At 62.5% G+C, this 11,043-nt stretch carries 8 protein-coding genes and 2 pseudogenes; 4 read left to right on the forward strand and 6 right to left on the reverse strand.

The window, feature by feature from the left end:
• The 4 genes and pseudogenes from EN750_RS05630 to EN750_RS41635 all read right to left on the reverse strand — a co-directional run.
• Positions 1-495, reverse strand: a pseudogene (locus tag EN750_RS05630) (ribonuclease D); the annotation flags it as partial.
• 78 nt (positions 496-573) lie between these two features.
• Positions 574-1,815, reverse strand: coding sequence for an MFS transporter (locus EN750_RS05635; protein ID WP_127395849.1), 1,242 nt, complete (start codon positions 1,813-1,815; stop codon positions 574-576).
• 126 nt (positions 1,816-1,941) lie between these two features.
• On the reverse strand, positions 1,942-2,313 hold the full coding sequence (locus tag EN750_RS41630; protein ID WP_348629579.1) for a DMT family transporter: 372 nt from the start codon (positions 2,311-2,313) through the stop codon (positions 1,942-1,944).
• A 208-nt stretch (positions 2,314-2,521) separates the two neighbouring features.
• A pseudogene (locus EN750_RS41635) lies at positions 2,522-2,917 on the reverse strand (DMT family transporter); the annotation flags it as partial.
• 41 nt (positions 2,918-2,958) lie between these two features.
• Here EN750_RS41635 and EN750_RS05645 point away from each other — a divergent pair.
• Together EN750_RS05645 and aspS are read left to right on the forward strand one after the other, a co-directional pair.
• Positions 2,959-3,825, forward strand: coding sequence for a LysR substrate-binding domain-containing protein (locus tag EN750_RS05645; protein ID WP_127395850.1), 867 nt, complete (start codon positions 2,959-2,961; stop codon positions 3,823-3,825).
• A 138-nt stretch (positions 3,826-3,963) separates the two neighbouring features.
• Positions 3,964-5,751, forward strand: a complete 1,788-nt coding sequence (gene aspS / locus EN750_RS05650; protein ID WP_164781698.1) for an aspartate--tRNA ligase — start codon at positions 3,964-3,966, stop codon at positions 5,749-5,751.
• Positions 5,752-5,975: 224 nt separating this feature from the next.
• Here the strand turns inward: aspS and EN750_RS05655 are convergent, their stop codons facing one another.
• Positions 5,976-7,166: a hypothetical protein gene (locus EN750_RS05655; RefSeq protein ID WP_127395851.1), complete on the reverse strand. Its 1,191-nt coding sequence runs from the start codon at positions 7,164-7,166 to the stop codon at positions 5,976-5,978.
• Between the two features lie 103 nt (positions 7,167-7,269).
• Positions 7,270-7,539 (reverse strand): hypothetical protein, encoded by a 270-nt coding sequence (locus EN750_RS39130; RefSeq protein WP_145967439.1) that lies wholly within the window; start codon positions 7,537-7,539, stop codon positions 7,270-7,272.
• Here EN750_RS39130 and parC point away from each other — a divergent pair.
• Both parC and EN750_RS05665 read left to right on the forward strand, forming a co-directional pair.
• Complete coding sequence (gene parC, locus EN750_RS05660) at positions 7,495-9,747, forward strand: DNA topoisomerase IV subunit A (RefSeq protein ID WP_127395852.1); 2,253 nt, start codon at positions 7,495-7,497, stop codon at positions 9,745-9,747. The two genes, EN750_RS39130 and parC, sit on opposite strands and share 45 nt — an antisense overlap.
• A 241-nt stretch (positions 9,748-9,988) precedes the next feature.
• The coding region (locus EN750_RS05665) for an AI-2E family transporter (protein WP_145967441.1) at positions 9,989-11,043 on the forward strand (1,055 nt) is incomplete at its 3' end.

The raw sequence follows: 11,043 nt of genomic DNA on the forward strand, positions 1-11,043 counted from the left end.
GAGGTGCTGATAGACCTCGATGAGATGCGTAACGTCGGCCAGCGCGTAGTCGAGCTGCTTGTCGGAAAGCGGCCGGTGGCGCCAGTCGGTGAAGCGCGATGACTTGTCGAGCCGTGCGCCGGTGATGCGCTGCACGAGCTGATCGTAGGAAACACTGTCGCCGAAGCCGCAGACCATCGCCGCCACTTGCGTGTCGAACACCGGATGCGGAACCAGATCGCCGAGGTGGACGATGATTTCGATGTCCTGCCGCGCGGCGTGGAAGACTTTGACCACCGCCTCGTTGGCCATCAGCCTGAAGAACGGCTTCAGGTTGATATCGGGAGCCAGCGGATCGATCAACGCCGTCACGCCGGGTGCGGCCATCTGTATGAGGCACAGGATCGGCCAAAACGTCGTTTCTCGTATGAATTCGGTGTCGACGGTGACGAAATCCGACTTTTCGAAAGCGGCGAGAACGGTCTCGAGTTCTTTCTGGGTGGTGATGACGTGCATCAAATCGCTTTTGACAGGAGTAAGGTCTTCCTAGATTTCAGCCGCCGGGGCTTTCGTCAAGCTTTGGCACCGCCATCATCAGGTTCCCGGACCATCGGAATCGTCGTTTCTCCTGGCCAGCCGCGCGAAAACCGTCGAAGTGCGCAGGAGCGCGGTGAAGCGGCCGCGCCTGCCTGCCGGCACACCGGACCGGGCCTGCATGCGGTAAAGGATGACGGCGATGAAGATCGCATAGACCACCGCGCTGAATACAAACAGGGCGCCCGGTCCGAAATATTGCATCGCCGTCGAGGCGGCGAACGGGCCGCCAATGGCGCCGAAGGAATAGAACAGCATCAGCGCCGCGTTGATCAGCACGAACTCGCCCGTGTCGGCGCGATCGTTCGAATGCGCCGCCGACAGCGAATAGAGCGGCATGGCGAAACAGCCGAAGATGAAGATGAGGATGAAGTTGAGCGCCGGATTGCTGCCGGCGATGAACACCAGCGCCAGTGCCGAAAGCATCGCGCAGCAGGTCGTGATCAAGAGCACGCGGCGCCGATCCCAGCGGTCGGAGAGGTAGCCAAGCGGATACTGGATGATGGCGCCGCCGAAAATGCCGACGCTGACGAAGGTGACGACATCGGCGACCGACATGCCGATCTGCTCGGCATAGACCGGCGACAGGGTGCGAAAGGCGCTGTTGGTGACGCCGACGGCGATGCAGCCGAAGCAGCCCAGCGGCGAAATCCGCCAGACGCGCGCCAGGTCGAGCTTGACCTCGTCGGGTGGTGCCGGGTTGGAGCGGTCGCCGAGCGACACCGGCACCAGCGACAAGGTGATCATCATCGACATGATGGCGAAGATGGCGAAACCGCCGGCGCCGAAGACCGGGATCAGGAACTGGGCTGATGTCACCGAACCGATGTCGACCATCCGGTAGATCGCCAGCACGCGTGCGCGGTCGTGATTGCCGACGCCGGAATTCAGCCAGCTTTCGACGATGGTGAACAGCCCGGCGAAGCAGAAGCCGCCAGCAAGGCGCACCGCGCACCACATCACAGGATCGATGACCAGCACCAGGAGCAAGGTGCCGACCGAGGCGATTGCCGCCAGCGCCGAAAATGCCCTGATATGGCCGACCGCCTTCATGATGCGGGTGATGGCCAGGCAGCCGAGCAGGAAGCCGGCGAAGTAGAAGGTGCCCATCAGGCCGATGTCGGAAGCCGAAAACCCTTCCTGCGCGCCGCGCAGCGCGATCAGCGTGCTCTGCAGCCCATTGCCGCCGAGCAGGATGCCGGCGGCGAGAAGAAGCGGGATCATCGGGCGGATGGAGGACATGAAGAGGCGATCACGTGTCGGTGATCCCTTCTTGGACCATCGCCCTGGCCAACGCCAGCAGCAATTCCCTGCGCCAACAGGGATGATCGCTGTATTCGCCTGGATTCGTTCCCCCGTTTTGCTTGGTCAGCGCTCAGGCTGCCTTCGACGTGACTGCCGATCGTCGGGCCACAGGCCAAGCCGCTCGGCTGCTCCCGTTGCGACGCCTATTCCTGCGAGGACTGCCATCAGCCCGACAATCAGGTTCGCGCTCACTTGTTCGCCCAGGAAGACAGCACCGAAGATCGATGCCGTCACCGGATTCACCGCAACGGAGACGGCAACCAGCGTCGGCGAGGCTCGCTCGAGCGCGAATGCCCAAAGGAAGAAAATGAAGGCGCCGCAAATTATGGCCAGATAAGCGCTCGCGATCCACTGAGGTGCACTGAGAGTGGCAAGTCGCGCGAAGCCTCCGTTCGAAACCACCAGGACCGATAGGCAGACCGCGCCCACGCCCATGCCAAACGCCACGATACGGGATTGGCGCGGTGCGGGATAGAAATGGTCTCGACCAGACGTTGTAGAGCGCCATGCAGAAAGCGGCCGCTACCATGAGAAGATCTCCGCGCCAGGCATCTGGGGGAGCAGTCGTCAGGCTCGTGCCGAGCGCTACGGCCACTCCTGCCATTGCGATCAGGACACCGACGATCTTGCGGATGGTCGGCGGCTCGATCTTCAGAACTGCCGCGGCAAGCATCGTGAGCAGAGGCAGTGTCGAAAGCGCAAGCGCACCTCGCGCGGCCGTCGTGTAGACAAGGGCTCCATTGAAGAGCACCGGAAACAGCCCGAAGAACAGAAGACCCAATGCGCCAGTGCCGAGCCAGTCGCTCTTCGGCCGCCACCTGTCTCGCCGCCAGAGAGCGACGGCGGCCAAAACCAGAAAGCCGCCGCCGAACCGGACGGCACCGATAGCCAGAGGATCGAGCGTGCCCGCGAGATATCGCGTTGCGCCAACGGCGGTGCCCCCGAAAGCGCTGGAGAGAATCGCGGCGAGCACTCCTGTGACTTCCATGGTTCCCGACCTTGCTGGCTCGGAACCGGGGATATCGGGAAGGCGGGCCATAAGGAATCGAATAAGCTCAATGAGTTTGATAACATTCCACTATGAGTATCCCGAATCTCGATCCGGACCTTCTGCGGGCCTTTGTCGTCGTTGCCGAGCGACTCTCGTTCACGCGAGCCGCCGAGCAGCTCAATAGAACGCAGGCGGCCGTCAGCTTGCAGGTGAAACGTCTTGAGGAGCGCATCGAGACCATCTTGTTCCGGCGCTCGACAGCCCGCGTTGAACTCACCGCCGCCGGGGAGGGCTTTCTGATCGATGCCCGCCGCATACTTGCTCTCAATGAGCAGGCGATTGCGCGTGTTTCCGGTCAGCAGGTGGCCGGGCAGGTTCGCATCGGGGTCATGGAAGATTATGGCACCAAGATCCTGCCGCGCCTCCTTTCCGGCATCGCCGAGCGATTTCCGTTGGTGCAGGTCGAAATGGAGATTGGTCTCACCGCCCGGCTCCTGAAACGGCTTGGGTCGTCGTTCGACGCCGTCATCGCCATGCACCCGGAAGGTACGACCGAGGGAGATTTGATATGCCGCGAAAGGGCGATTTGGGCAGCGGCGGCGACGCGAGCCGTCGAGGAACTCGATCCGCTGCCCGTCGCTCTGTCGAGCCCCGATTGCCTGTTTCGTTCCTGGGCAATTGAGGCGCTCAACAAGGCAGGCCGGCCATGGCGATTGGCCTATGTCAGCCCGAGCCTCTCAGCCACGGAGGCAATTGTTGAACAGGGCCTGGCGGTTACCGTGGTCAAAGGCAGCATGCTTGCGCCTGGCCTGCGCGGCGTCCATCCAGGCCGCCATGTGCCGCCGCTGCCCGGGGCGGAGATTCGCCTTCATCGTGCCGCAACGTCGTCCGCCAGCGCTGCATTGGTCGTCGATCACCTTGCTCAGCGTCTTCGCCTATCGGCACTGGGCTCATAGGTCGCCTGGGAAAGCGGGGCCGAGATACCAACCCGGGCTGTTGCCTTGACAAATCCGGCCTCCCATGCGCTTTTCGCGCAAATTTTCAGGCCGGATGCTTCGGCCTGCAACCCAGCACCCCGGACTTTACCAATGACAATGCACCGTTACCGCAGCCATACCTGTGCCCAGTTGAGGAAGAGCGACGTCGGCTCGACCGTTCGCCTGTCGGGCTGGGTGCATCGCGTGCGCGATCATGGCGGCCTGCTCTTCATTGACCTGCGCGACAATTATGGCCTGACCCAGATCGTCGCCGACCCGGATTCGCCTGCCTTCAAGGTCGCTGAAACCGTGCGCGGCGAATGGGTCATCCGCGTGGACGGCGAGGTCAAGGCGCGCTTGCCCGACACCACCAACGCCAATTTGCCGACCGGCGAGATCGAAATCTTCGCCCGCGAAATCGAGGTGCTGTCGGCGGCCAAGGAATTGCCGCTGCCGGTGTTCGGCGAGCCGGACTATCCCGAGGATATCAGGCTGAAATACCGCTTCCTCGACCTGCGCCGCGAGACGCTGCACAAGAACATCATTGCGCGTACGAAAATCATCGCCGAAATGCGCAAGCGCATGGGCGAGGTCGGCTTCACCGAATTCTCGACGCCGATCCTCACCGCCTCGTCGCCGGAAGGCGCGCGCGACTTCCTGGTGCCGTCGCGCATCCATCCCGGCACCTTCTACGCGCTGCCGCAGGCGCCGCAGCAATACAAGCAGCTGATCATGGTGTCGGGCTTCGACCGTTACTTCCAGATCGCGCCCTGCTTCCGCGACGAAGACCCGCGCGCCGATCGCCTGCCCGGCGAATTCTACCAGCTCGACCTCGAAATGAGCTTCGTCGAGCAGGACGACGTGCTGTCGACCATGGAACCGGTGATGCGCGGAGTCTTCGAGACCTTCGCCAACGGCAAGCCGGTGACGCAGAACTTCCAGCGCATCCCCTATGATGTGGCCATGCGCAAATACGGTTCCGACAAGCCGGACCTGCGCAACCCGATCGAAATGCAGGCCGTTTCCGACCATTTTCGCGATTCCGGCTTCAAGGTGTTCGCCAACATCCTGGCCAACGATCCGAAGGCCGAGGTGTGGGGCATTCCGGCAAAGACCGGCGGCAGCCGCGCCTTCTGCGACCGCATGAATTCCTGGGCGCAGGGCGAGGGCCAGCCGGGGCTGGGTTATATCTTCTGGCGCAAGGAGGGTGACAAGCTCGAAGGCGCCGGCCCACTCGCCAAGAACATCGGCGAGGAGCGCACAGAGGCGATCCGCCTTCAACTCGGCCTTGCCGACGGCGATGCGGCCTTTTTTGTCGCCGGGGATCCGAAGAAGTTCGTCTCCTTCGCGGGGGCTGCGCGCACCCGTGCCGGCGAGGAGCTGAATCTTGTCGACCGCGAGCGTTTCGAACTGTGCTGGATCGTCGACTTCCCGTTCTTCGAGTGGAACGAGGAAGAGAAGAAGATCGACTTCGCCCACAACCCGTTCTCGATGCCGCAGGGTGGCATCGATGCGCTGAATGGCGAGGACCTGCTCGGCATCAAGGCGTTCCAGTACGACATGGTCTGCAACGGCTTCGAGATCGCCAGCGGCGGTATCCGCAACCATCTGCCCGAAACCATGGTCAAGGCATTCGAGACGGTCGGGCTGGATCGCGCCACGGTCGAGGAGCGCTTTGGCGGCCTCTACCGCGCCTTCCAGTATGGCGCGCCGCCGCATGGCGGCATGGCCGCCGGTGTCGACCGCGTCGTCATGCTGCTGCTCGGCGCCAAGAACCTGCGTGAGATCACCATGTTCCCGATGAACCAGCAGGCCTACGATCTGTTGATGAACGCACCGTCGGAAGCGAGCCCGCAGCAGCTTCGCGACCTGGCGCTGCGCGTTGCCGTGCCCAAGAAGGACTGACGGCGGCGTTGCAACTGCCCTTTCTCCCGTCTCTATACGGGGAGAAATGTCCGGCAGGACAATGAGGGGCAGCGCGGATGCGGGCGATTGGCGAACGGCCGTTGCAGCTGACGCCTGGCAATCGGTTCGGCATGAATTGCAATTTGTAGGCGTCGGCGCTGCCCCTCATCCGCCTGCCGGCACCTTCTCCCCGTATAGTGACGGGGAGAAGGGAACTACTTCGATCAGTCTTCGTTGGCCTTGACGGTGACGCCGAGCGTCTTCGGTAGGTCGAGCGGGTTGGACATGGCGCCCGCCATGATCAGTGCGAACGGCACGGATGCCGGCGGCTCGGCCGAGATTTCGAGGCTCTTCGGATCATCGAGGAATTTGCTGACCGCGGCCGTAACCTGCGCCGTCAGTTCCGGATTGTTGAGCTGCGCCATGCCAAACGGCACGATCGCCTTGGCCTGGTTGGCGATGTCCTTGCCGGACATGCCTTGCTGCTTGCCGACATAGTCCAGAACCTTGTTGGTCAGCGAATCGTCGTCGAAGCGGATCGAGGCGCTGTTGAACGAAAGCTGCTGCAACAGGCCGAGCATGGCCATGCCTTGCGCCGAATTGTCGGCGCCTTCAGGCTGTGCCGCCATCTTCTTCTGCATTTCCTGCAGCGACTTGATAAAGTCCAGCGTGTAGCCGCCGAGATTGAAGGTCATGCCGAGCGTGCCGGCATTCTCGACCGAGATGTCGTATTTCGACAGTTCCATCTTGCCGTCCGTGGGCTGCCAGGTGCCGGCCATTTCCAGATTGCCCGCGATGTTCTGGTAGCCGAGCGCGTTGATGACTTCCTTGGACTTCGGATCGTCCACCAGCGTCAGGTCGGCGTTGAATTTCTCCGTGGTGGCCGTGAATTCCATCGCCTTGCCGTCCGCCGGCGGCGTGATTTCGATGGCAAGGCCGTCCATCGAGAAGGCGGTCTTGTCGGCGACCTTGACGGTCATGTTCGAGAGTTCGGCTGACTTGTACATCATCAGCGAGCCGAGCGGGCCGGTGGCGCCGTCGGCCGGAACTGTCATGTCATGAATGACGAAGGGGCTGAGGTCGAGGGTGACGCCGTCCTTGCTGTGTGTGAAGGCAGCCGTCGATACGGTGGCGATGTCATAGCCGCCATTTGCCTCGGTCACACCTTCGAGTTTGACGTCGCCGATGGGAAGCGCTTCCTTCTCCGCCGCCGGTTTGATGGCAACGCCCTGCAGCACCATGTTGGTGTTGTCGCCGGTCACGCCAGTCCAGGTGATGTCGACACCTTGTGCGACAAGCGCGGCCTTCAGCCGGTCGGCCACTGCCGTATCCTGTGCGAGGGCCGCATTCAGCGGCAGCGTGAGCAAGAAGGTCGAAAGGGCTAATTTCCTGAGAGTTGAGCGTTTGATTGTCATCGCAAGGTCCCTGAGAGTGTCCTGAAATTGTTTTTTCAATTATTTGCGCCATCACCATTCCGTGACGAACTGGACCGGAAAAAGGCGTGTCCCGGCACATTGGTCAAAAATCGCGGTGAAAGGCAAACCCGATCCCACCGTCTTTGCGCAAACCGGTGAATTTGTCATGAAGAGCCGATAGCCGGATACCGTCGCGCTTGGCCATAGAACCCGCATGTAACAGGCTGATGTTGGCCAACATCCCCCGGGGTGCGGTTTCATGTTGCAGAAGGGCCGGTATCTCTGTCGGGCTCTTGCCGCGAATCACCCGCTCGGCTAGTCCGAGCCCATGGGAAAAAGGCTTTTGCCGCCTGAAAATGGCGGTGGCGATCATATCGAACCGGTCGATCTGAAGAAGGCGCTGGAAGAGCGCTATCTGGCCTATGCGCTGTCGACCATCATGCACCGGGCACTGCCCGATGTGCGCGACGGACTGAAGCCGGTCCATCGCCGCATCATGCACGCCATGCGTCTGCTGCGGCTTAACCCCGACCAGGGCTTTGCCAAATGTGCCCGCATCGTCGGCGAGGTGATGGGCAAGTTCCACCCGCATGGGGACCAGTCGATCTATGACGCGCTGGTGCGGTTGGCGCAGGATTTCTCGATGCGCTATCCGCTGGTCGACGGGCAGGGCAATTTCGGCAACATCGACGGTGATAACGCCGCCGCCATGCGCTACACCGAAGCGCGCATGACCGATGTGGCGACCGAACTCTTGTCCGGCATCACCGAGGATGCCGTCGATTATCGGCCGACCTACAATGAAGAAGACGAGGAGCCGGTGGTTTTGCCCGGCGCCTTTCCGAATCTGCTGGCCAACGGCTCGTCCGGCATCGCGGTGGGCATGGCGACATCGATCCCGCCCCACAACGCCGCCGAGCTTTGCGATGCCGCACTTCACCTGATCGAAGACCGGGACGCGCCGGTGGCGAAGCTGATGGACTTTGTCCAGGGGCCGGATTTCCCGACCGGCGGCATCATCGTCGACAGCCGCGCCTCGATCCTCGAAGCCTATGAAACCGGCCGCGGTGGCTTTCGCGTGCGCTCGAAGTGGTTCCAGGAGGACCAGGGCAGGGGCACCTGGAGCATCGTCGTCACCGAAATCCCCTACGGCGTGCAGAAGGCGCGGCTGATCGAGAAGATCGCCGAACTGCTGATGGCGCGCAAGCTGCCGCTGCTCGAGGACATCAGGGACGAAAGCGCCGAGGACGTCCGCGTCGTGCTGGTGCCGAAGAGCCGTTCGGTCGATCCCGGCATCTTGATGGAATCGCTGTTCAAACTGACCGAGCTCGAAAGCCGCTTTCCGCTCAACATGAATGTGCTGTCGCGCGGCAAGGTGCCCAACGTGCTGTCGCTGAAGGGCGTGCTGCAGGAGTGGCTCGAGCACCGCCGCGAGGTCTTGATCCGCCGCTCGAAACACCGGCTCGGCGAGATCGAAAGACGGCTGGAGATACTTGCCGGCTACCTGATCGCCTACCTCAACATCGACGAGGTGATCAGGATCATCCGCGAGGAGGATGAGCCAAAGCAGGTGATGATGGCCCGCTGGTCGCTCACCGACACCCAGGCCGAAGCCATCCTCAACATGCGCCTGCGCGCGCTGCGCAAGCTTGAAGAATTCGAAATCCGCAAGGAATTCGACGGCCTGAGCGCCGAGAAGAAGCAGATCGAGGCACTGCTTGCTTCAAACGAGAAGCAGTGGGCGACGATCAAATGGGAAGTCACCAACATCCGCGACAAGTTCGGTCCGGAGACCGAACTCGGCAAGCGCCGCACCCAGTTCGCCGACGCGCCCGAGCATGATCTGACCGACATCGCACACGCCATGATCGAGCGCGAGCCGGTCACGGTCGTCGTGTCGGAAAAGGGCTGGCTGCGGGCGATGAAGGGGCATCTGGCCGATCTCTCGACGCTGACCTTCAAGGAGGGCGACAGCCTCAAGCTCGCCTTCCATGCCCAGACCACCGACAAGGTTCTGGTCTTCACCACCGGCGGCAAGTTCTACACCATCGGCGCCGACCGGCTGCCTGGCGGGCGCGGCCATGGCGAGCCGATCCGCATCATCGTCGATATGGACAATGACCAGGACATCGTCACCGCCTTCGTTCACGATCCGAAGCGCAAGCTGCTGCTGGCCTCGCACGACGCCAACGGTTTTATCGTGCCGGAGGAGGAGGTCGTCGCCAACACCCGCAAGGGCAAGCAGGTGATGAACGTCAAGGCGCCGGACGAAGCCAAGCGCTGCATCCCGGTCACCGGCGACCATCTCGCCATCGTCGGCGAGAATCGCAAGATGCTGGTGTTCGCGCTCGCCGAGATTCCGGAGATGGGCCGCGGCAAGGGCGTGCGGCTGCAGAAATACAAGGATGGCGGCCTTCTCGATCTCAAACCGTTCACGCTGGAGACCGGCCTCTCCTGGCAGGATTCGGCCGACCGCACCTTCACAAGGTCACGCGAGGAACTGGCCGAGTGGATCGGTGCCCGTGCGTCGGCCGGACGGATGGTGCCGAAGGGATTCCCGAGGACGGGGAAATTTGGGTAGCGCTGCTAATCTCCCCTCGAGGGGGAGATGTCGCCAAAGGCGACAGAGGGGGTCGGCACGACTGGACGCGACCTCCTGCTTTGCGAACAGAGAATGCTAGCGCTTCACGCGCGGCGACCCCCTCTGGCCTGCCGGCCATCTCCCTCTCGAGGGGGGAGATCCCCAATCATTTGGACTATCGTCACGATTGCTGCACTATATCAGTGCATAGACAGGAGGGGTGTTTGGGAGAGCCAGGCGTTTGAAGGAAGCAAAAATCCAGAAACCGGAACGGCAGCAGCGCCTGTTCGGCCTGTCGACGCCGCTCAGGGCTGCCGTCATTCCGCCGCTGTCGGCGGCGCGTTGGCTGCTGGTGCTGATCGTCGCCGCCGGCGTTTATTTCTTCCACGGCTTCCTGTTTCCGGTGCTGGCGGCGCTCGTCATCGCTTTCGCAAGCTGGCCGCTTTACCGCCGCCTGCTTGTCGCGGTCAGTGGCAACCGCACCATCGCCGCGACCTTAGCCATCCTCTTCATCCTCGCCTTCCTGGTGATCCCGATCGCGCTCGCCGGCACCTATGCGATCAACGAGGTCCGCGAATGGGTCGCCTGGGCGATCGAGACCAACCGTCATGGCGCGGTGACACCGCACTGGATCGCCACCATGCCTGTCGTGGGCGAGTGGCTGAACGAGCAATGGACGACCAATTTCGGCCATCCAGGCGGCATTGGTGAACTGATCCAGCTGGTCAGCGGCGCCAACATCGGCAGCATCTATCGCGGTGTGCTGGCCGCCGGCGGCAGCGCTTTCGGCTTGCTCCTGACATTGTTGTTCATGATGATCGCGTTGTTCTTCGCCTATCGCGACGGCGAGCATTTTGCCGGCCAGGTCGACCGTCTCGGCGAACGCATCCTGCCGACCAGATGGGAACGGATTTCGCGCGTCGTGCCCGCGACGATCTCGTCGACCGTGACCGGCATGACCGTGATCGCCATCGGCGAAGGCCTGGTGCTGGGCATCGCCTACTGGCTGGCCGGCGTGCCGTCGCCGGTCACGCTTGGCGCCTTGACCGGCGTCATGGCGCTGATCCCTGGCGGTGCGCCACTGTCGTTCACGCTGGTCTCGATCTATCTGGCCGCCAGCGGCTCGCCGATGGCCGGGCTGGCACTGTTCCTCTGGGGTGCGGTCGAACTGTTCATCGTCGACAAGACACTGCGCCCGAAGCTGGTCGGCGGGCCGATAAAACTGCCCTTCCTGCCGACGTTTTTCGGCCTCATCGGCGGCGTCAAGACCATGGGGTTTCTCGGTCTGTTCATCGG

Source organism: Mesorhizobium sp. M7A.F.Ca.ET.027.03.2.1 (assembly GCF_003999175.1).
In the GTDB taxonomy this organism is placed as follows: domain Bacteria; phylum Pseudomonadota; class Alphaproteobacteria; order Rhizobiales; family Rhizobiaceae; genus Mesorhizobium.